At 43.1% G+C, this 21142-nt stretch carries 20 protein-coding genes; 17 read left to right on the top strand and 3 right to left on the bottom strand.

Translation table 11 applies throughout. From position 1 onward, the window contains the following. Window positions 1-4: 4 nt before the first annotated feature. Window positions 5-1750 (bottom strand): ABC1 kinase family protein, encoded by a 1746-nt coding sequence (locus tag AEQ18_RS04410; protein ID WP_054115151.1) that lies wholly within the window; start codon window positions 1748-1750, stop codon window positions 5-7. Between the two features lie 192 nt (window positions 1751-1942). Here AEQ18_RS04410 and AEQ18_RS04405 point away from each other — a divergent pair, with 192 nt between their 5' ends. From AEQ18_RS04405 to AEQ18_RS04350, 12 genes are all read left to right on the top strand, one after another. Then, window positions 1943-3004 carry a D-alanine--D-alanine ligase gene (locus AEQ18_RS04405; RefSeq protein WP_054115150.1) on the top strand — a complete coding sequence of 354 codons (1062 nt, stop codon included), beginning with the start codon at window positions 1943-1945 and terminating at the stop codon, window positions 3002-3004. Window positions 3005-3085: 81 nt separating this feature from the next. Next, window positions 3086-4435 (top strand): UDP-N-acetylmuramoyl-tripeptide--D-alanyl-D-alanine ligase, encoded by a 1350-nt coding sequence (locus AEQ18_RS04400; RefSeq protein WP_054115149.1) that lies wholly within the window; start codon window positions 3086-3088, stop codon window positions 4433-4435. Between the two features lie 285 nt (window positions 4436-4720). After that, window positions 4721-6265: a degradosome RNA helicase CshA gene (gene cshA, locus AEQ18_RS04395; RefSeq protein ID WP_054115148.1), complete on the top strand. Its 1545-nt coding sequence runs from the start codon at window positions 4721-4723 to the stop codon at window positions 6263-6265. Window positions 6266-6498: 233 nt separating this feature from the next. Further along, window positions 6499-6864 (top strand): holo-ACP synthase, encoded by a 366-nt coding sequence (gene acpS / locus AEQ18_RS04390; protein ID WP_054115147.1) that lies wholly within the window; start codon window positions 6499-6501, stop codon window positions 6862-6864. 63 nt (window positions 6865-6927) lie between these two features. After that, window positions 6928-8049: an alanine racemase gene (alr, locus tag AEQ18_RS04385; RefSeq protein WP_054115146.1), complete on the top strand. Its 1122-nt coding sequence runs from the start codon at window positions 6928-6930 to the stop codon at window positions 8047-8049. A 9-nt stretch (window positions 8050-8058) separates the two neighbouring features. Beyond that, window positions 8059-8430, top strand: coding sequence for a type II toxin-antitoxin system PemK/MazF family toxin (locus AEQ18_RS04380; protein ID WP_054115145.1), 372 nt, complete (start codon window positions 8059-8061; stop codon window positions 8428-8430). 11 nt (window positions 8431-8441) lie between these two features. Next, on the top strand, window positions 8442-8744 hold the full coding sequence (locus AEQ18_RS04375) for a hypothetical protein (protein ID WP_235505484.1): 303 nt from the start codon (window positions 8442-8444) through the stop codon (window positions 8742-8744). A 205-nt stretch (window positions 8745-8949) separates the two neighbouring features. Next, a complete protein-coding gene (rlmN, locus tag AEQ18_RS04370) occupies window positions 8950-10014 on the top strand; it encodes a 23S rRNA (adenine(2503)-C(2))-methyltransferase RlmN (RefSeq protein WP_054115315.1) in 1065 nt (354 codons plus the stop codon). Between the two features lie 245 nt (window positions 10015-10259). Beyond that, the gene (locus tag AEQ18_RS04365) at window positions 10260-10943 is read left to right on the top strand and encodes a DUF969 domain-containing protein (RefSeq protein ID WP_054115144.1); all 684 of its coding nucleotides are present in this window, start codon (window positions 10260-10262) and stop codon (window positions 10941-10943) included. Beyond that, on the top strand, window positions 10944-11864 hold the full coding sequence (locus AEQ18_RS04360; protein ID WP_054115143.1) for a DUF979 domain-containing protein: 921 nt from the start codon (window positions 10944-10946) through the stop codon (window positions 11862-11864). Window positions 11865-11896: 32 nt separating this feature from the next. After that, complete coding sequence (pcp, locus tag AEQ18_RS04355) at window positions 11897-12544, top strand: pyroglutamyl-peptidase I (protein WP_054115142.1); 648 nt, start codon at window positions 11897-11899, stop codon at window positions 12542-12544. Between the two features lie 366 nt (window positions 12545-12910). Next, window positions 12911-14572 (top strand): peptide ABC transporter substrate-binding protein, encoded by a 1662-nt coding sequence (locus AEQ18_RS04350; protein ID WP_054115141.1) that lies wholly within the window; start codon window positions 12911-12913, stop codon window positions 14570-14572. A 98-nt stretch (window positions 14573-14670) separates the two neighbouring features. On the opposite strand, the gene AEQ18_RS04345 is transcribed toward AEQ18_RS04350, so the two are convergent. Then, window positions 14671-15006, bottom strand: a complete 336-nt coding sequence (locus AEQ18_RS04345) for a DUF3899 domain-containing protein (RefSeq protein WP_054115314.1) — start codon at window positions 15004-15006, stop codon at window positions 14671-14673. 90 nt (window positions 15007-15096) lie between these two features. On the opposite strand from AEQ18_RS04345, the gene opp3b reads away from it, so the two are divergent. The 5 genes from opp3b to AEQ18_RS04320 are packed head-to-tail and all read left to right on the top strand — an operon-like array spanning window position 15097 to window position 20118. After that, on the top strand, window positions 15097-16038 hold the full coding sequence (gene opp3b, locus AEQ18_RS04340; RefSeq protein ID WP_054115140.1) for an oligopeptide ABC transporter permease: 942 nt from the start codon (window positions 15097-15099) through the stop codon (window positions 16036-16038). Further along, window positions 16038-17081 carry an oligopeptide ABC transporter permease gene (gene opp3C, locus AEQ18_RS04335; protein ID WP_054115139.1) on the top strand — a complete coding sequence of 348 codons (1044 nt, stop codon included), beginning with the start codon at window positions 16038-16040 and terminating at the stop codon, window positions 17079-17081. The genes opp3b and opp3C overlap by 1 nt, the downstream gene beginning before the upstream one ends. Next, window positions 17081-18133 carry an ABC transporter ATP-binding protein gene (locus AEQ18_RS04330; protein WP_312541942.1) on the top strand — a complete coding sequence of 351 codons (1053 nt, stop codon included), beginning with the start codon at window positions 17081-17083 and terminating at the stop codon, window positions 18131-18133. Before opp3C ends, AEQ18_RS04330 begins: the two co-directional genes overlap by 1 nt. Before the next feature lie 13 nt (window positions 18134-18146). Beyond that, on the top strand, window positions 18147-19094 hold the full coding sequence (locus AEQ18_RS04325) for an ABC transporter ATP-binding protein (RefSeq protein WP_054115137.1): 948 nt from the start codon (window positions 18147-18149) through the stop codon (window positions 19092-19094). Window positions 19095-19122: 28 nt separating this feature from the next. Beyond that, the gene (locus AEQ18_RS04320; protein ID WP_082348598.1) at window positions 19123-20118 is read left to right on the top strand and encodes an RNA-guided endonuclease TnpB family protein; all 996 of its coding nucleotides are present in this window, start codon (window positions 19123-19125) and stop codon (window positions 20116-20118) included. A 140-nt stretch (window positions 20119-20258) separates the two neighbouring features. On the opposite strand, the gene AEQ18_RS04315 is transcribed toward AEQ18_RS04320, so the two are convergent. After that, on the bottom strand, window positions 20259-21089 hold the full coding sequence (locus tag AEQ18_RS04315) for an NUDIX domain-containing protein (protein WP_054115136.1): 831 nt from the start codon (window positions 21087-21089) through the stop codon (window positions 20259-20261). Window positions 21090-21142 lie beyond the last annotated feature (53 nt).

Here is a 21142-nt window from a genome sequence, read left to right as displayed (position 1 = left end):
GTCTTCATTCTTGTTTTCGAAAATGATCATAAAAATATTTGCCAGCCAATAAGATACAGGCGATAAAAGCCAAACAAAAGCCGAATATGCCCATGCGATGGACGAAATCCCCTTTTTCAGGACTGGCGACCACCAATAAGGAGGAACTTAAGATGACTGCCGCCAAAATAATACCGATCACTAAGCGGTTGACCATTTTGTCAAATCGATCGAGTAATTGTTTTTGTTCACGAATTTCTAAATTCAAACGGTGTTTGCCAGTAGCAAAGGTATCAAGTACAGCCAATGCGCGGTCAGGCATACGGCCAAGCGCACGCAAGCTTTTGGCAGCAGCAAGGGTACTTTTCTTTAATTCTTCAGTGGCATCGAATTGAGCTAAAAAATACTTTTGTGCGAAAGGCTGTGTCACTTCCATCATAGATAAATCTGGATCCAATGCTTTGATGACACCTTCTAATGTCCCAAATGCCTTGATCAGCAAAGTGATATCGCGATTCATTTGTAAATGATTGTCATAACATATCTTGATCACTTCGCCCATGACTCTTTGGAGATCGATATCCTTTAGCGGCATATTATAGTAGTTTTCAACAAAGCGCTGCAAATCTTGATAAAACAAGACTTCATCAAAGGCAGTGCCTTGGCTGCCGCACAATCTGAGCACAGCCTTGCCGACTTCTTGTGTATCTTGGGTATAAAGCGCGATCAAGGCATCTGCCAGACGGCTGCGCAATGCTTGGTCCAAATGACCCATCATCCCGAAATCCAAAAAAATCACTTGATAGGGCGGCAAGATAGATTCATCTTGCCATTTTAAGGTATAGTCTACGCCACCTAAAACGCCCACGCGTTGCTTTAATTGAAAAGGATGGGGACGATGTTCTTGATCAGCAAAAACATGGAGGAATAGATTTCCAGGGTGAGGATCTGCATGAAAAAAACCATCTTCAAAAACTTGTTTCATAAAGTTCTTCACCAGCAATGTTCCTATGGCTTTTTTGACTTCTTTAACAGTTTGGTTGCCATAAAGCAGTTCCTGATCAGCGCGGTTCAACAAGCAATTCAAACTCTCGCCTGCCATAAAATCCATGACCAAGACTTTTTGCGTACACCATTCGGGGTAAACTTTTGGCAATGCCAGTTGGGGATCTTGATGGTTGTCACGATAGAATACTTGCGCATTGGCCATCTCTTGCAGAAAATTGGTTTCGTTGGCCAAAGAGCGGCGGATTTCTGCCAAGACACTTTTCAGATCTACTACATTGGCTTCCGGCACGTAACGGATCAGAGGGATCGCTTTTTCAAAAAGGTTCAAGTCCACCTCGATGTCGGCGATGATCCCTGGGTGCTGTACCTTGACGATCACTTCTTTTCCGTTACGCAAAACAGCGTGATGGGCTTGTCCAATCGATGCGGAGGCGACGGGCAGCTGATCAAAGGAAGTAAAAACATCAGATAGAGATTGTTGGAGCTCAGCTTCAACTAAAGCTTTGACCTCTTGGAAAGGATCACTTTTGACATTGTCTTGCAGCTGTTTGAACGCTGCAGCAAAAGAAGGATCCAGCAAATCTGTTCGTACCGAAAGCATTTGGCCAATTTTGATAAAGGTTGGGCCTAATTCCTCAAACGCTTGCCGGACCATTTCTGGTTGTTGCTGTTTGCTGATATTTTGCAGCACTCTGTATTTGATAAAGACCTGAACAATTTGTTTTAATCTGATCCGTCTGGAAGGAATCGTTTCTTTTGCCATTTTTCACACCTCATCATTCACATCTTGATATAGTCATAGTACTGACAAATTGAAAAACATTCAACTCTGGACCTATCTATTCCTTTGAGAGAAAAGATTTTTTGTCCAAGATTTAGTGCCGATTGACTGAATTTATGCTAAAATGTGAAAGACTTAGTGTGGTAGAAACCATGGATGCAGGAGGAATTTCTTTTGAAAATCATTTTATTATATGGGGGACGCAGTGCAGAACACGATGTATCGCTGCTATCCGCTTTTTCAGTAGTCAATGCTGTATATTATACTTACTACCAAGTGCAATTAGTAATGATCACGAAAGAGGGACAATGGCTCAAGGGGCCATTATTGACTGAAGCACCAACCTCTAAGGATGTATTGGCCTTGACAGATGACGCCCATAAAGGTGAAGTCATTCAACCAGGAGCCATTTATGAAGAAGAAGCGATCGTCTTTCCATTGCTGCATGGGCCGAATGGAGAAGACGGCACGATCCAAGGTTTCTTGGAAACGATTGGCATGCCTTACATTGGCGCAGGCGTACTGACAAGTGCTTGCGGCATGGATAAAATCATGACCAAATATATCTTGCAAGCTGCAGGGATCCCCCAAGTACCCTATGTGCCTGTTCTTAAGAATGCCTGGAAAGAAAACCCTAAAAAAATCTTCGATCAATGTGAAGGCAGTTTGCTGTACCCAATGTTTGTGAAGCCTGCCAATATGGGCTCAAGTGTAGGAATTTCCAAAGCAGAAAATCGCGAAGAATTGCAAAATGCGTTGCAAGAAGCCTATCGCTATGACACAAGAGCCATCGTTGAACAAGGAATCGAAGCCAGAGAAATCGAAGTGGCTGTTTTAGGCAACGAAGATGTACGTACCACGATGCCTGGTGAAATCGTCAAAGATGTTGCATTTTATGATTACAATTCAAAATACATCGATAACCGAATCGATATGCAGATCCCAGCACACATCCCTGAAGACACGCAGGCAAAAGCGCAGGAATTTGCCAAAAAAGCGTACACGATGCTAGGCGGTAGCGGACTAAGTCGTTGTGACTTCTTTTTAACAAACAAAAACGAACTGTTCTTAAACGAATTGAACACGATGCCAGGTTTTACAGCGTTTAGTATGTATCCACTATTATGGGAAAAAACCGGCTTGCCGTATGGCGACTTGATTGAAGAATTGATCCAATTAGGCATGAACCGTTTCAATCAACGCCGGACATTTTTGACTGACGTCGAAGCTGAATAATGAAGAAGAAAGCCAGGCTCAACTCAAGGGAATACTTGAAGCGAACTTTGGCTTTCTTTTTTTAATAAAGGAGATAGATCCATGAATCTGACAATAGAAGAAGTAGCCGCTTTATTTGACCAAGAAAGCAATGACCAGAGAACAATCTCTTCCGTCGAATTTGACAGTCGGCTAATCAAAGAAAATAGTTTGTTTGTTCCGTTAGCAGGAACCAGAGATGGCCATGAATTTGCGCAACAAGCGAAGGACAATGGCGCGATCGCCACGCTTTGGAGCCATCCAACGATCCAGCCCCCTGAACATATCCAGGTGATCCATGTGGAGGATACGGTGGCTGCTTTTCAGCGATTGGCACGAGGCTATAAAGAAAAAATCAATCCCAAAATCATTGGTATCACAGGCAGCAATGGCAAAACTACAACAAAAGACATGGTAGATGCCGTAATGGCACAAAGCTATAAAACTTATAAGACCCAAGGCAACCATAACAATGAACTAGGGGTACCTTTGACGATCCTGCATGCGCCGGCAGATACGGAAGTCCTGATTTTAGAAATGGGTATGGACCACGCAGGGGAAATCGAAGTATTGTCATTATTGGCAGAACCAGATGCCGCCGCGATCACCTTGATCGGTGAGGCCCATATCGAAAATCTAGGTTCACGAGAAGGAATCGCCAAAGCAAAAATGGAAATTGCTGCCGGATTGAAAAAAGATGGCTTTATGATGGTTCCAGCTGACGAACTATTATTAGCCCCTTATCTGCCTGAGCTAACGCAAACGATCAAAACCTTTGGCCTAGCAGCAGGTGATGTGCAAGGAACGATTTTAGCAGAAGCACAGCAAGAAACAACCTTTTCTGTTGAAGGCGTCAAATATACGATCCCCGTCATTGGCGGTTATAATGTCAAAAATGCCTTGATCGCTATTGGCATGGGCCGGTATTTTGCTGTGCCTGACGCAGCGATCCAAGCAGGTCTGGCAGGCTTTCAGTTAACAAAGAACCGCACCCAATGGCTGACAGCAGGAAATGGCGCTGCACTTTTGAGTGATGTGTACAATGCAAACCCTACAGCGATGGGCTTGGTATTAGACAGTTTCAAAAAAATCCCACTTCAAGGCAGACGGATCGCCGTATTGGCAGATATGCTGGAATTAGGGCCAGACAGCGCTGAGATGCATGCAGGAATGGCGGCACATATCGATGATACTGTACAAATGGTCTTTTTGTACGGTCCAGAGATGAAAGCATTACAAAACCGTTTGACTGATCAGGGCTTTGCGGGGCAAATCTATCACTTTGACAAAGAAGAAAAGACGGGATTGATCAATGCCTTAATAAAAACTTTAAGTCCCGAAGATAGCGTTGTGCTCAAAGGCAGCAATGGAATGGGTCTAAGTGAAGTAGTCGATGCCTTGATCGGAATGTAAAACAGAATTGAAATCTTGCTGAAACTTTCAATTTATGCTATACTTATCTAACGCCGAAAGATGAAGCACAGAATGATTACTGTAAAAAAAACATTGACGTTTTGAGATAAATGATGGCTGAAGCATATCTTTTTGTTTTAGCCTTTTATAATGCCTTCGAGAAGCGGTTTTTCGGTACCGAGAGAAAGATAAGAGTAATTGGACTGCTCTTGTGTTTCTGAAGAACTACCTACGCTTCAATGATAAAAACAGGCATCGAGATGATGACCAAATAGGAGGATCCATTTGAAATTTAAAGATCTAGAATTATCCAGCGAATTATTGACTTCTGTTGAGCGTGCCGGCTTTGAAGAAGCAACACCCATCCAAGAAGCAACGATTCCGTTAGCCTTAGCAGGCAGAGATGTGATTGGTCAAGCACAAACTGGTACCGGTAAAACCGCTGCTTTCGGTTTGCCAATGCTAGAAAAAATTGACCCGACAAACCAACAATTACAAGGTTTAGTGATTGCGCCAACCCGTGAATTGGCTATCCAAACCCAAGAAGAATTGTATCGTTTAGGGAAAGACAAAAAAATCCGTGTCCAAGCAGTATACGGTGGGGCAGATATTGGTCGCCAAATCCGTCAATTAAAAGATCGTCCACATATCGTTGTTGGTACACCAGGACGCATGTTGGACCACATCAACCGCCACACCCTGAAATTAGGCACGGTTGAAACCCTTGTATTAGATGAAGCAGACGAAATGTTGAACATGGGCTTTTTGGAAGATATTGAAAAAATCATCAGCCAAGTGCCAGACGTTCGTCAAACATTACTATTTTCTGCAACGATGCCGCCAGCAATCAAAAATATTGGTGTCAAATTTATGAAAAATCCTGAGCACGTCCAAATAAAAGCCAAAGAAATGACGGCTGATTTGATCGATCAATATTATGTGCGCTCGAAAGACTTTGAAAAATTTGATGTGATGACGCGCTTGTTGGATGTTCAAACACCTGAATTAACCATCGTCTTTGGCCGTACCAAACGTCGTGTTGACGAGTTGGCTCGTGGGTTAGAAGCCCGTGGTTACAAAGCAGAAGGCATCCATGGTGATCTTTCTCAACAAAAACGGATGAGCGTCTTGCGTTCATTCAAGAGCGGCAACTTAGACATTTTAGTAGCAACAGATGTCGCTGCCCGCGGCTTGGATATCTCAGGTGTGACCCATGTCTACAACTACGATATCCCACAAGACCCTGAAAGCTATGTGCATCGGATCGGTCGTACCGGTCGTGCTGGTAAAGGCGGCATGTCCGTGACTTTCGTTACACCAAACGAAATGAGCTACTTGCACGTCATTGAAAACTTAACCAAAAAACGGATGACACCTCTTCGTCCGCCAACCGAAAAAGAAGCCTTCAAAGGCCAATTAGGTGCGGCATTAGAAGCGGTAGAAACCAAAATGGATGAAAATGGATTAGACAACTATTTGGCAGCGGCAGATGATTTGGTTGAACGCTACTCAGCGCAAGATTTAGCAGCCTTGTTGTTAAAAACATTGGCGAAAGATCCGACTGATCAAGTACCAGTTAAAATTACGCCAGAACGTCCACTTCCTCAAGGGAAAAAATCATTTGGCAACAAGAATGGTCGTCGCAGCAATAACAATGGCGGCAACCGCAACCGTAAAGAAGGTGGTAGTCGCGGCAATGGCAGCTATAGCAAAGACGGCGGCGGCAGCAACAAAGCCCGCGGCAACTATGCAAAAGATGGTGCCAAACGCAACAATCGCCGCAGCAATGACAAAAAACGCGGTTTCGTGATTCGCAACAACCAAGACTAAGCTAAAAAAGCAGTGCCCTAAGTAAACGCCTCGGCAGATCTTAAGAAATATTCTTTAAGATCTGTCGATGTCCGTTCGTCTTAGGGCTTTTTTTTTTGATTTTTTTATAATCAAATCGTAAAGAAAATAGTTAGGCATGGTATTTCGCCGAATTTTTGGTAGAATGGTAACTAGTTGAAGGCGTTGTTGTTGGATAGACAGCAACTGTCGAGAATAGTTGGAGAGAGATAAAGATGATCAAAGGAATAGGCATCGATGCAGTGGAACTGCCCCGTATCAAGACGCTGATTGAGGAAAAACCCCGCTTTATTGCACGAATTTTAACAGAAGCTGAAGTGGAATTGTTCGACAAGCTGCCGTTGAAACGGCAAGTCGAATTTCTGGCAGGAAGATACGCTTGTAAAGAAGCATTCTCTAAGGCGTGGGGCACAGGAATAGGTAAATTATCCTTTCATGATATCGAAATACTAACGAATGAGGTCGGTGCCCCGGTAGTCACCAAAGCGCCACATCCTCTAAGTATGATTTTTGTCAGTATCACCCATACCAATGATACAGCTTTTGCACAAATTATTTTAGAAGTGCCCGCAATCAGTTGAAACAGCCTGAACAAGCACCAGCTGTTCAACTTCATGCACGTTGTAGGAAAGAAGGAATCAAACATGGTCGTTGCACGTCATAGACCCACCAAAGCGATTATCGATATCGCTGCTATTACAGAAAATATCCAAAATGAACGGAAACGGTTGGCCAATGATACGGCGCTTTTTGCTGTGGTCAAAGCCAATGGCTATGGTCACGGTGCTGTGGAAACAGCACAAGCAGCGGCAGCAGGCGGCGCAGCAGGCTTCTGTGTTGCAACCATTGATGAGGGAATTGAATTGCGCGAAGCAGGCATTACGGCCCCAATATTGCTGCTAGGTGTCGTAGCGGTCACAGATATTGCCTTGCTCGCAACCTATGACTTTTCGTTTCCAGTTGCGAGTCAAGAATGGCTGTCAGATGCTGAACACTATCTATCAGACATGTCTTTGCCACGGCCTTTGCGGGCCCATATCAAGGTCGATACAGGCATGGGGCGGATCGGTTTTTTAGATGCCCAAGCTGTTGCACAAGCAGCTAGCTGGTTAGACCAGCACCCTGCATTTGAATGGGAAGGCATTTTTACCCATTTTTCAACTGCCGACCAAGCAGACACTGTTTATTGGCAGCAGCAGCATCTTTTTTTTCAAGAAGTCTTAACAGCACTGCCGCATTTGCCGACATATATCCATACAGGGAACAGTGCCACTGCATTATGGCATGAGCAAGCTGTGGGGAATATGATCCGCTATGGCATCGCAATGTATGGGTTGAATCCGTCAGGACATGCATTGGAAGCGCCGATCCCGTTAAAACCAGCGTTGTCGCTAGTTTCTACCTTGATTCAAGTGAAATTGCTTGAAAAAGGTGCTGGAATTGGCTATGGTGAAACATATATCACGCCACAACAAGAATGGATCGGTACCGTTCCAATCGGCTATGCAGATGGCTGGTTGCGCAAAATGCAAGGATTTTCCGTACTGGTTGAAGGGGTATATTGTGAAATCGTTGGGCGGGTCTGTATGGATCAATTGATGATCCGATTGCCTCAAGCATTTCCAGTTGGTACCACAGTTACCTTGATTGGTGAAAATAATGGGGAACGTATCACGATGCAAGATGTAGCGGATCAATTAGGGACGATCCATTACGAAGTTGCATGTACATTGTCAGCGCGGGTGCCGCGAGAATACAAAAGTTAGGGTGGTCCTATGGTAAAAAGAGGAGATATTTATTTTGCGGATCTATCACCAGTCGTCGGTTCAGAGCAAGGTGGCATTCGTCCAGTGTTGGTCATTCAAAACGATTTGGGCAATCATTTCAGCCCGACCGTGATCATCGCTGCGATCACTGCCAAGATGGCCAAGCCGAAATTGCCAACGCATATTGGCATTTCCTCCGATTGTACCGGAATTGGCAAAGATTCGGTGATTTTAATGGAACAGATCCGAACCATCGACAAATGTCGGTTAAAAGAAAAAGTCTGTCATTTAGACGAAAAGATCATGGATGAAGTCAATGCGGCATTAATGGTCAGCATTGGGGTTGAAACGGCGTATACGCCATCAACGATCCAGGTGTGAGGCACGCAGCAATGATTGGATATATTTTTATAGGATTAGTTATATTATTATTGTTTTTATTTACTTATCAACACTTGCGTCGTTTTTTGAGTGAATCAAAAAAGCAGCAAGAAAAGGTTCTAAAAGGCTATTACTTAGTCAGTCATACATATGAAGAAAAAAGTACAAATCAGCAAAGTCACTACTATGGTGTTTTCCAACAAGGCGATCAAAGCTATACGTTGGAAATATCCTTATCGCTGTTTTTGCAATTACATCCGCCAATGCGGGGAGAACTGATTGCGCAAGATGGCAAAGTTCAGACATTCAGTTAAATAGCTAAAGAGAATCAACTACTTGTGCATGGTCGGTACAAGTAGTTTTTTTTGTGAGAAAATAGGTCACTTGAAATGCAGGGCTTGTGTATATTTTCATCATTGAGTCAAAGGAGATAAGACTTTGATAAATGCTTGCAGGATCGGTTGATTTTGTAAGATCTTTCAGTTATAGTATGTAGCGACTAGTTTGAAAAGAGGAAAAATTGTGAAACCATCTATTTACGGATCAACCAAAGAATCATTGTCTTTGTGGTTAAATGAACAAAACGAAAAGAAATTCCGCGCCAATCAAATTTGGGAATGGCTGTATGAAAAACGCGTGCAAGATTTTTCTGAGATGACGAATTTGCCCAAAACCCTAATTGAAAAACTGACCAACGCTTTCGTGATCAATCCATTGAAACAAATCGTCGTTCAAGAAGCCAGTGACGGCACGGTCAAATATCTGTTTCAGTTGCCAGACAATCATATGATCGAGACCGTCTTGATGCGTCAGGACTATGGGATGTCTGTTTGTGTAACGACACAAGTCGGCTGCAATATTGGCTGCACATTTTGTGCCAGCGGTTTGTTGAAAAAACAACGGGATCTGACTGCCGGTGAAATCGTGGCGCAGATCATGCTCGTCCAACATTATTTTGATGAACGTCAAGAAAATGAACGGGTGTCGCATGTGGTCGTCATGGGAATCGGTGAACCATTCGATAACTATGATCATGTGATGAGCTTCTTGCATATCATCAATGATCCCAAAGGACTTGCGATCGGCGCCCGCCATATCACAGTCTCCACCAGTGGACTGGCACATAAAATCCGAGAATTTGCCGAAAATGGCTTGCAAGTCAATTTAGCCATCTCATTGCATGCACCGAACAATGAAGTCCGGACGTCAATGATGCGGATCAACCGCAGCTTCCCTATCGAAAAATTGATGGCGGCAGTCGATTATTATTTGGAAAAAACCAATCGCCGTATCACTTTCGAATACATTATGCTAGATCATGTCAATGACCGGCCAGAACATGCCAGAGAGCTTGTGGCCTTGCTGAAGGATAAGAAGAAGCTGACCTATGTCAACTTGATCCCTTACAATCCTGTCAGCGAACATGATCAATACGCCCGCAGCAAAAAAGAAGATGTGGCTGCTTTTTATGACATTTTGAAAAAGAATGGCATCAACTGCGTGATCCGTAAAGAGCATGGTACCGATATCGATGCCGCATGCGGACAATTGCGGAGTAAGCAAATGAAGAAAGCGACAGCTTAAATATATCCATTGGCGCATATGCGCTTGAGAAACGATTACACGATAGCTTCATTTCGTCATGACGGATAAGAAACATACATGCATAACTGATGCGTGTATGTTTTTTTGTCTACATACAACATATTTAATAACGAAAAAAGAAACCGATTCAATATGAGAATATCCTAAAAACAATGTTTTGTACTTGAAAAATACATTATACTTAAGAATGGTTTTTACTATAATTAACTTAGGGGGAAGATTTTATGGAATGGATCAAACTAATTGGTATCTTGGTTATCCTGATCGGTTTTTTACTGAAATTGGATACGATCGCTGTCGTGATCATTGCTGGTTTTGTGACAGCGTTAGTGTCAGGGATCTCGGTCACAGATTTTTTGACGATGTTAGGAGAAGCCTTCGTTAACAACCGTTTGGTAACGCTGTTCTTATTGACATTGCCAATGGTTGGTTTGTCTGAACGTTTCGGTTTAAAACAACAGGCGGTGATTTTGATTGAAAAGATCAAAGGATTGACGCCAGGCAAGTTTTTAAGTTTGTATTTATTTATTCGTGAGGTTGCAGGGTTCTTCTCAATCAGAATCCAGGGGCATACCCAATTTATTCGGCCGATCGTTAATCCAATGGCACAAGCTGCCGCAGAAAATAAATTTGGCGAGATCGACGAAAAGGACCAAGAGAAAATCAAAGCGCGCGCTGCTGCCAATGAAAACTTTGGGAACTTTTTTGCTCAAAATACCTTTGTGGCCGCTTCAGGTGTCTTGTTGATCGTAGGTACCTTGAAATCACTTGGCTATGATGTTGCTGCAAGTGCCGTTTCTCAAGCCTCATTACCCATCGCATTGATTGTCCTAGTCATTGCAACGGCTTCGAACCTTTTGTTCGATCGCAGTTTAGCCAAAAAATATGGCAAGAAGGAGGAAGAATAGATGGCAGATTCTATCAATACGATTTTAGAATTCTTCTATATTTTGATTGGCTTGTTGGCGATGATGACGGCAGTTCGTGTCTTTCGTGAAACAAGCCATCCAACACGTTTAGGTACGGCGGCATTTTGGCTGCTGCTAGGGGTGGTTTTTGCTTTCGGCAATTTTATCCCTTATATCATTGATGGGATCTTGATTGTCTTGATGGGCTGTTTGACGATGTTCAAACAAGTTCAAATTGGTAAAATCGTCGATGTAGACGAAGCGAAAGCTGAAACTTCAGCAAGAAAAATCGGCAGTCTGATTTTTGTGCCTTGTATTTCGTTGGCTGTGATTGCTGTCGCGATCTCTTATACGCCTTTAGGTGGCCAAGTAGGGATCGGGATCGCTTCTGTACTAGCACTGTTGATTGCTATTGCCATCACTGGAGCCAAACCTAAAACGGTGTTGGACGATTCAGACCGGATGTTGCGTCAAGTGGGTACGGCCGGTATTTTGCCTCAGTTATTGGCTGCTTTAGGGGTGATTTTCAATGCTGCCGGTGTTGGGGATGTCATTTCTCAAGGAATCTCAGGTGTTGTACCTGAAGGCAATCGTTTGGCAGGCGTTGTCGCGTACTGTTTGGGGATGATGATCTTCACCATGATCATGGGCAATGGCTTTGCCGCGTTCACAGTCATTACTGCCGGTATTGGTGTGCCTTTTGTGATTGCGCAAGGGGGTGACCCTGTTGTTGCTGGTGCGTTAGCGATGACCGCTGGCTTCTGTGGCACGTTGCTGACACCTATGGCTGCCAATTTCAATGCATTGCCAGTGGCGTTGCTAGAAATGAAAGATGCCAATGGAGTGATCAAAGCCCAAGCGCCGATTGCTTTGCTGTTATTGGTGATCCATATCGCTTTGATGTACTTTTGGGCGTTTTAGTGATACAACGGAAATAGAGAGGATGAACATGAATGAAAATTTTGATTACCGGATTTGATCCATTTGGTGGCGAAGCCATCAATCCCGCATTAGAGGCAGTCAAGTTATTGCCAGATACGATCGGTGGTGCACAGATCATCAAAGCTGAAATTCCAACAGTCTTTGGCAAATCCGCTGCGATCGTAGCGGAAAAAATCGACGCGCACCAGCCTGATGTGATACTGAACATCGGGCAAGCCGGCGGTCGATTTGCCATCTCGCCTGAACGGGTCGCAATCAATGTAGACGATGCCCGTATCCCGGATAACGAAGGCAATCAACCAGTGGATGAAGTGATCCAAGGGCAAGGACAGCCAGCTTATTTTACCCAGTTGCCAATCAAAGCAATGGTAGAAGCCATGAAAGCAGCTGGAATCCCAGCGGCCGTTTCCAACACGGCAGGCACGTTTGTTTGCAATCATATTATGTACCAAGTCCAATATATGATTGATACACAGTACCCAGCAATCAAAGGCGGATTTATCCATGTGCCGTTTATCCCACAACAAGTGGTAGACAAAGCAGGACAACCAGCCATGAGTTTGGCAGATATTGCTACAGGGCTTGAAGCAGCTGTCTCAGCTATCGTAGAATTCTCAGACAAAGACGACTTGAAAGCAATCGGCGGCGCGATCCATTAAGCAAGATGATTTTGCAAAGGCACGGTATAAGCGAAGACTTATAGCGTGTTTTTGTTTTACCTAAAACGGGGGCGATAATTATCTGTAAACAGAAAGGAAATCTAGCGAAAATTCATTGAAAAATTTCATTCCTGCCTGTTTTTTAATTATTTTTTTTTAATAATCCCTTATAGGCAAAAAGGCAAAAAAAGCTTTCACTAAGCGTTCGATGAGAATAGCGTAAGAAAATAAAAAGAATACTATCTTTAATGATTGTTTTTTATCAAAAAAAAGATTGCTTTTTTAATAATTATTAATTAAAATCTTATCTAACTTCAGAAATCGAAGGATTATTCTGAAAATTATTTCAATTAAGGGGTAAACAGGATGAAAAATAAATGGGCATATGGTTTGGTTGCTGTGTGCGGCCTAGTATTAGCAGGCTGTACGACAGGCGGAACCGATAGTTCAGGCGACAACGCTGCTTCAAGCGGCACAAGTGATGCAGAACAAGTATTTAATGTAGTGGTTTCTCAAGAAATGCCAAGTGCAGATTTATCTTTGGCAACAGATACGATCAGTTTCAGTGCATTGAACAATGTATATGAAGGCTTGTATCGTTTAGATGCGGACAGCACACCACAACCTGCTGGCGCTGCGGAAGCGGCTGAAGTCAGTGAGGATGGCTTGACTTACACAATCAAATTGCGTGAAGATGCGAAATGGTCAAATGGTGATCCTGTAACAGCTGCAGATTATGTCTATGGTTGGCAACGGACTGTGAAACCAGAAACAGCGTCTGAATATGCGTATTTGTATGCACCAGTTAAAAATGCTGAAGCCATTACAGCTGGCGATACTGATCCATCAGAATTAGGCATCAAAGCGGTGAGTGATTATGAATTAGAAATCACATTAGAAAAAGCAACACCATATTTTGACTACTTATTAGCATTCCCATCATTCTTCCCGCAAAATCAAAAAGTGGTGGAAGAAAATGGCGATCAATACGCAGCGACAAGTGATAATGCAGTCTACAACGGACCATTTGTTTTAAGCGGTTTTGATGGTGCTGGTACTGACACAGAATGGGCGTACGAAAAGAACGACCAATATTGGGATAAAGACACAGTTAAATTACAAACGATCAACGTTAGTGTCGTGAAAGAATCAGCAACTGCTTTGAATCTATTCCAAGATGGCCAAGCAGATGATGTGATCTTGACTGGTGAATTGGCGCAACAAATGGCCAATGATGAAGCGTTTGTTTCTCAACCAGAAGCAACAACTTCTTATTTAGAATTGAACCAACGTGATGAAGATTCTCCTTTCCGCAATGAAAACTTGCGTAAAGCTATCTCATACGCAATCGACCGTGATGCCTTAGTGACATCGATTCTAGGTGACGGATCTATTGCTTCATCAGGATTGGTTCCAGAAGGGATGACATTCAGCCCAACAGACAATACAGACTTCACTGAGGCTGCCGGCAGTGTACTTGAGTACAACGAAGACAAGGCCAAAGAATATTGGGAAAAAGCCAAAGAAGAATTGGGGATTGATTCATTAGAATTTGATATCTTAGCTTCTGATACAGATTCAACGAAGAAAATCATTGAATACTTGCAAGATACGATCCAAAACACATTGGACGGCGTGACAGTTACCTTAAGCCCAGTGCCATTCTCTGTTCGTCTAGATCGCTCAAATGCGGGTGACTTTGATGCTGTTATGGGCGGTTGGGGTGCTGACTATGCGGATGCAAGCAGCTTTACTGACTTGTTCACAACAGGCAACTCTTACAACCGTGGTCAATGGAGCAACGAAGAGTACGATGCAGCTGTTGAAGCATCGAACACAACTGATGCCAATGATCCAGAACAACGCTGGGAAGATTTGGTCAATGCTGAGAAAATCATCATGAACGAACAAGGTGTCATTCCAGTATACCAAAAAGCTGAAGCACATTTACGTGCGACCAACGTCAAAGGTGTCGTTGCCCATGCAGCTGGCGCACAATATGACTACAAGTGGACATCAATCGAATAATCACGAGTAGTTGACTTGAAAGGCCGAAGAAAAGGCTGGGACAATTTCTTGTCTCAGCCTTCTTCTATTGGTAGATGTATGCGAGCAGAAATAAGCTATTAACTAGTAGCAATCAGTAAAAAGAGCATGGAGAGGATGAATAGAAAAAATCCGGGCCATACCCAAAAGGCGTAGCTTTGCTTGCCAACTTGCGACATTTTCAGATAATCGGTTTTGTTTCTCGCAAAGGCTTTTTTCATAGAGTATTGAAAGTGGTCAAAGAAACCAGAAGCAAATACCCAGAGAAAACCGCCGATGATCAAGAAGAACATTGCCCATAGAAAGAGGGCATCTGAAAGAGTTGCGAAAGTCAATTCGTTTTTGAACGCCAACCAGCTAAGGGAAGCGGCAAAACACAAGAGGGTGATCCACCCGCTGCTTTTATTTATTTTTATTTTCATGATCTGGCTCCTTTTTAATGATTCGTACTATGTTAATTTACATAATTATTGAATAGAAGTCAAAATACTTAAGGGGGAAAACGCGTGAACGGCTTTTTGAAATATTTATTAAAACGAGTATTCTATATGGTACTTACCTTGTGGTTGATTGCCACCATCACATTTTTCTTGATGCAATTCTTGCCAGGAACACCATATACCAATGCAGAAAAATTGAGTCCAGAACAAATTGCTTTGCTGAATAAGCAAGCTGGATTAGACAAGCCAATCATTGTCCAATACGGACTTTATCTGATGAATCTAGTGAAGGGTGACTTCGGGATCTCCTTCCAATTTAAGAATCAACCTGTAGCGAATTTATTGTCAGGCCGAATTGGCCCATCCTTGCAATTGGGTGTCCAAGCAATCATTTTCGGTACGTTCTTTGGGATTATTCTAGGAACGATCTCAGCAATGAAACAAAATACGTGGGTGGATACAACATCGACGTTGGTAGCCATCTTGGGTCGTTCGATCCCGAACTTTGTGTTCGCAGTATTACTGCAATACATTTTTGCAATCAAACTGGGTGTGTTGCCAATTGCGAAGTGGGAAACTTTCGCAAGTACCATTTTACCAACTGTCGCCCTGGCTATGTCGCCATTGGCAGATTCGGCCAGGTTCATTCGAACTGAGATGGTAGAAGTCTTGCACAGCGACTATGTAGAATTGGCCAGAGCCAAAGGGCTTAGCCGCTGGGAAATTGCCTTTAAACATGGGTTGCGGAACAGTTTGATTCCCTTATTGACCTTATTAGGACCATTAGCAGTTGGTTTAATGACAGGGTCATTGGTTGTTGAAAACATTTTTGCCATTCCTGGAATCGGGGAGCAGTTCGTTAAATCAATCATGACCAATGACTATCCAACGATCATGGCAGTCACGATTTTGTATTCTGCTATGTTGGTCTTTGTGATTTTGATCGTAGATATTTTATACGGTATCGTTGATCCGCGGATCCGTGTATCAGAAGGGAGTCGTGGCTAATGGCAGAGAAGCCTTATACAGCAAATGAAGTAGCTGCGATTGATGCAGCAAAATTTCAACCATTACAAAAAAATACCAAAGAAGAACGAGAAGCGATTGCCACACCATCTTTGACCTTCTTCCAAGATTCTTGGCGTCGTTTGAAGAAAAATAAAGCAGCCGTCTTTTCTATTGTTTTACTGTTGATCATCATTGCGATCTCGATCATTACGATTTTCGTATCGCCTCATGATCCAACAGCTCAAAATGTAAAATTTACCAATTTACCGCCCAAAATCCCAGGTATTAATATCAATGGGTTGAATGGTTACGCAACGGTAGGTGGAGAACTAGTTGATAAATATGCCGCTGCCAATGTCCCTGACGGCACCTATTACTTATTGGGAACAGATGGCTTAGGTCGTGACTTGTTGAGCCGATTGTTCGTGGGTACGCGTATCTCCTTATTGATTGCGTTTATCGCTGCGCTGTTGGATATCGTTTTCGGTGTGACCTATGGCTTGATTTCAGGCTTATTGGGTGGACGTGCAGATAATGTGATGCAACGCTTCTTGGAAATCCTTTCAGGGATTCCCAACCTAGTGGTCATGATTTTGATGCTAGTCGTCTTTGAACCAGGGATTCCATCGATCGTGGCTGCCATGGCCATCACCAACTGGATTCCAATGGCACGGATCGTCCGAGCACAAACGATGAAATTGAAAGACCAAGAATTTGTCTTAGCAGCAACGACTTTAGGTGAGAGTCGCTCCAAAATTGCCATGAAACATATCTTGCCGAATATCTCAAGCGTCATTATCGTTCAAATGATGTTTAGTATCCCCTCTGCGATTTTCTTCGAGGCCTTCCTGAGCTTCATTGGACTGGGCTTGAAACCACCTGCAGCTTCATTGGGGATGTTGTTGAGTGATGGGTACAAAACGTTCTTGTTCTTGCCTTACCAAATGTGGGTACCGGCTGTGACTTTATCTGTGATCATGATTGGTTTTAACTTGCTCGCAGATGGTTTACGAGATGCCTTTGATCCGAAAATGAAAGAGTGATTGCGATGAAAAAAGTCTTAGAAGTGAAAAATTTAGAGATCTCCTTTGATACCTTTGCCGGTAAAGTCAAAGCAATCCGCGATGTCAGTTTCGATTTGTATAAAGGCGAAACATTAGCGATCGTGGGAGAATCAGGGAGTGGCAAATCTGTGACGACACGCAGCATTATGGGACTATTAGCCAGCAATGCCAATGTCGACAATGGACAAATCTTGTTCAATGGTACCGATATTCTGACCAAAACTGAAAAAGAATTGCAAAAAATCCGCGGCAAAGAGATCGCGATGATTTTCCAAGACCCAATGACTTCTCTTGACCCAACAATGCCAATTGGCAAACAGGTGGCAGAGTCATTGATGAAACACAACAAAATCAGCAAAAAAGAAGGGCTGAAACAAGCCTTAGACTTATTAAATCTGGTTGGCATCCCAAATGCCGAAAAACGCTTAAAGAATTATCCCCATCAGTTCTCAGGTGGACAACGCCAACGGATCGTCATTGCGATCGCGTTGATCTGCTATCCGCAAATCTTGATTGCCGATGAACCTACAACTGCATTGGATGTAACGATCCAAGCACAAATCTTAGAGTTGCTCAAAGATATCCAAAAGAAAATCAATTCATCGATTGTCTTTATCACCCATGATCTAGGGGTCGTTGCCAACGTTGCAGACCGTGTAGCCGTGATGTATGGTGGGAAGATCGTTGAAGTAGGTACAGCAGAGGAAATCTTTTACAATCCGCAGCATCCCTATACATGGGGCTTGTTAGGATCAATGCCAACGTTGGAAGGGACCGGCGATCGCCTTTATGCGATTCCTGGATCACCACCAGATTTATTGGATCCGCCGACCGGTGATGCATTTTATCCGCGGAACGAATTTGCATTGCAAATCGATGCAGAAGAACAACCGCCATTCTTTGACGTATCACCGACCCATAAGGCCGCTACTTGGTTATTGGCACCCCAAGCACCGAAAGTAACGCCGCCTGACGAAATTTTGATTCGGTGGAAAAAATTCCAAGAAAAGAATAGCCAAACAACAGTCTAAGGAGGAGAAACGGTTGGAAAAAGTTTTACTTGAAGTAAATAATTTAAAGCAATATTTTAATGTTGGCCGCAAAGACGAAGTCAAAGCCGTTGATGACATCTCCTTTAAAATCTATGAAGGAGAAACCTTTGGACTAGTTGGCGAGTCAGGCAGTGGAAAATCCACTACTGGTCGGACAGTGATTCGGTTGAACAACCCGACCGGAGGGGAAGTACTCTTTGATGGACACGATGTAATGAAGATCAAAGGCAAAAAAGACTTGGCCGATTTTCGTCGTGAAGTGCAAATGGTTTTCCAAGATCCATATGCTTCCTTGAATCCGCGGATGAAAGTGCGGGACATCATTGCAGAAGGTATCGATATCAATGGTTTAGCCAAAAACGAAACAGAACGGAACCAGCGTGTAGACGACTTGTTGAAAACTGTTGGCTTGAATCCAAGTCATGGCACGCGCTATCCTCATGAATTTTCAGGTGGACAACGGCAACGGATCGGTATTGCCCGCGCATTGGCTGTTGACCCTAAATTTATCATTTGTGATGAACCCATCTCAGCGTTGGATGTGTCGATCCAAGCACAGGTAGTCAACCTGCTGCAAGATTTGCAAGAACAACATAAACTGACGTATCTGTTCATTGCCCATGATTTGTCAATGGTCAAACATATCAGTGACCGTATCGGCGTTATGCACAACGGGAAATTGTTGGAAGTCGGCACGAGTGATGAAATCTATCATTATGGTGTACATCCATATACAGAGAGTCTTTTATCAGCAATTCCATTACCAGATCCTGACCATGAACGTCAGCGGAAACGGATCAAATATGTCAGCGAACCTACAGATGATCAACCAAGACAAATGGAAGAGATCGCACCAGGTCATTTCGTTTATGCAGCAAAAAATGAAGTCGCACAGTATCAAGAAAAATTGGCACAAAAAAAGGGGCAAGTATTGGTTTAAAGGTATAGGGGGATAGGGTTAGGAGGAGATGAAACTGAGTGTTTTAAAAGCATACAAATTTCGGATCTATCCTAATGGACAGCAAAAACAATTCTTCATTGAAACGTTTGGTTGTGTTAGATTTACATACAATCAATTATTGAAAGCAAAAATGGATGAATTGGCAAACAAGGAAGTAAAGTTAGGGTTAACACCAGCTAAATTGAAGAAAGACTATCCGTTTTTAAAAGAAACGGATAGTTTAGCATTAGCGAATGCACAACGGAATCTAGAACGGGCTTTTCGGAATTATTTCCAAAAACGGGCTGGCTTTCCAAAAATGAAAACCAAAAAAAGTGTGTGGCAATCATACACGACAAACAATCAGCAACATACGATCTATTTTGTCGACGATCAACTCAAGCTGCCGAAATTGAAATCATTGGTACCGGTGAAATTGCATCGGGAAATCAAAGGAACGATCAAATCAGCGACTATCTCAGCAAAAAACGGGACTGAATTTTATGTATCGATTTTATGTTTGGAAGAAGTTGAACCTCTGCCAAAACAACAACAGAATATTGCACTGATCTTTGATCCGCAAATCCTGGTACAGGCCAACCATTCTTTGCCAGTAGCCTGTACGCATGCCTTATCAACGCTGCAAAAATTAGTGAAGGCGGAAAATAAGTTAACGATCAAAGCCAAAGCGGTCAAACGCAAGAAGATCCTCTTGAACAATGCCCGCAATTATCAAAAGCAAAAAGGCAAAGTGGCCAAACTTTATCGGCTTCATGGCTGTCAAAAGCGGGAATATATTGATCAAATGAGTTACCACTTAGTTAAACAGTACGACACGATTTTTATTGAAAAAATCAATGAAGATATGGATGTCGCTGGTAATTATAGTGTCAGCGATTGGCACCAATTTATCCGTAAAATGCAGTATAAAGCCAAATGGTATGGGAAAGAGCTGCATTTTGTCCCTTTGTCGGCAACGGAAAACCAAAAAATGACAGAATTATTGTCACAGATGGGCTCTTGATGGTCAAAACTGGAAGGAACGCCAGGGTTCGCCTAGGGTATAGAAAAAGCCAATAGCGGCTTTTGTTTCTAGGAACCACGTTCACTAATTATGATTAGCCAGTAAAACCCTCCAAACACGCGTTTGGAGGGTTTTACACATTACATTTTATTGTCTAATACAGCATCATTCAAGCGGTAGATCTTTGATGGGCGGCCGATACCAACTGGCTTTTCGCCAACTTCGATCAAGTATTGCAGCATGGATTTTTTGAAGTTGGAATGGTCGATCAGTTTAAAGTCGATCCCTAAGAACTTGGCAAAGACTTTGCGGGCTTCTGTGATCGTAAAATCCGGACCTAAGACCAAAAGGACTTGCGGCTCATGTTCCATTTTGTTGGCAACGCGTTGGAAAGCTTTCAAAATAATGGCACTATGGTCGAAAGCCAGGGTGTCTTTCCCGATAGAATCCCCTGACTGCATGTCTAGGATGATCTCGATCTCACCACTGCTCAACAATAGTCGATGACCCTGGCGCTCTAAAGAAAACCAGCGGACTTGATTGGCATCATCCCCCGCACTCAAAGGTTCTTCCCCAATGAATGCTAGATAGCTGACAGTGATGACCCAACCTCGCGGATCGCGATTTGGGGTACTGAAGGTATGCAATTGTTCGATATTCTGCTTAGAGATCGTCACACCAATTTCTTCATTGGTTTCACGAATGACACTATCACCGGTGGATTCTTGGGGATTGACGAATCCGCCAGGCAGTGCCCAAGAATTGCGAAAAGGATGACCTTTTCGTTGGATCAAGGCAATTTTCAATTGTTCCTCTTCTTTGTTGTAGCACATCAAGACCATATCGACGGTTACGGAAGGTTTTTCATATTTTGGTTGATCTTGTTCTTGGTACCAAGCAAGAAAGTCAGCTTCTGAAGCTTCTTGTTCGTAATAATGTTTTTCTGCTGATTTAGAGATGAATTTTTCCATGGGTTTCTCCTGCATAGATTCATTTGTGGGCATGTTTTTTTAATGACCTGTCT

It is taken from the genome of Enterococcus sp. RIT-PI-f, from assembly GCF_001297065.1.
GTDB lineage: Bacteria > Bacillota > Bacilli > Lactobacillales > Enterococcaceae > Enterococcus_D.
The sequence above is the reverse complement of the archived record's forward strand: the minus strand, read 5'-3'. Positions and strand labels throughout refer to the sequence as shown.

Bases quoted from the DNA above. Each gene is read 5' to 3' on its own strand.
- pcp (WP_054115142.1), top strand. From the start codon at position 11,897: ATGAAAATTTTGATTACCGGATTTGATCCATTTGGTGGCGAAGCCATC.
- alr (WP_054115146.1), top strand. From the start codon at position 6,928: ATGGTCGTTGCACGTCATAGACCCACCAAAGCGATTATCGATATCGCT.
- acpS (WP_054115147.1), top strand. From the start codon at position 6,499: ATGATCAAAGGAATAGGCATCGATGCAGTGGAACTGCCCCGTATCAAG.
- AEQ18_RS04400 (WP_054115149.1), top strand. From the start codon at position 3,086: ATGAATCTGACAATAGAAGAAGTAGCCGCTTTATTTGACCAAGAAAGC.
- AEQ18_RS04375 (WP_235505484.1), top strand. From the start codon at position 8,442: ATGATTGGATATATTTTTATAGGATTAGTTATATTATTATTGTTTTTA.
- AEQ18_RS04380 (WP_054115145.1), top strand. From the start codon at position 8,059: ATGGTAAAAAGAGGAGATATTTATTTTGCGGATCTATCACCAGTCGTC.
- opp3C (WP_054115139.1), top strand. From the start codon at position 16,038: ATGGCAGAGAAGCCTTATACAGCAAATGAAGTAGCTGCGATTGATGCA.
- AEQ18_RS04350 (WP_054115141.1), top strand. From the start codon at position 12,911: ATGAAAAATAAATGGGCATATGGTTTGGTTGCTGTGTGCGGCCTAGTA.
- AEQ18_RS04360 (WP_054115143.1), top strand. From the start codon at position 10,944: ATGGCAGATTCTATCAATACGATTTTAGAATTCTTCTATATTTTGATT.
- AEQ18_RS04320 (WP_082348598.1), top strand. From the start codon at position 19,123: ATGAAACTGAGTGTTTTAAAAGCATACAAATTTCGGATCTATCCTAAT.
- AEQ18_RS04410 (WP_054115151.1), bottom strand. From the start codon at position 1,750: ATGGCAAAAGAAACGATTCCTTCCAGACGGATCAGATTAAAACAAATT.
- AEQ18_RS04315 (WP_054115136.1), bottom strand. From the start codon at position 21,089: ATGGAAAAATTCATCTCTAAATCAGCAGAAAAACATTATTACGAACAA.
- AEQ18_RS04365 (WP_054115144.1), top strand. From the start codon at position 10,260: ATGGAATGGATCAAACTAATTGGTATCTTGGTTATCCTGATCGGTTTT.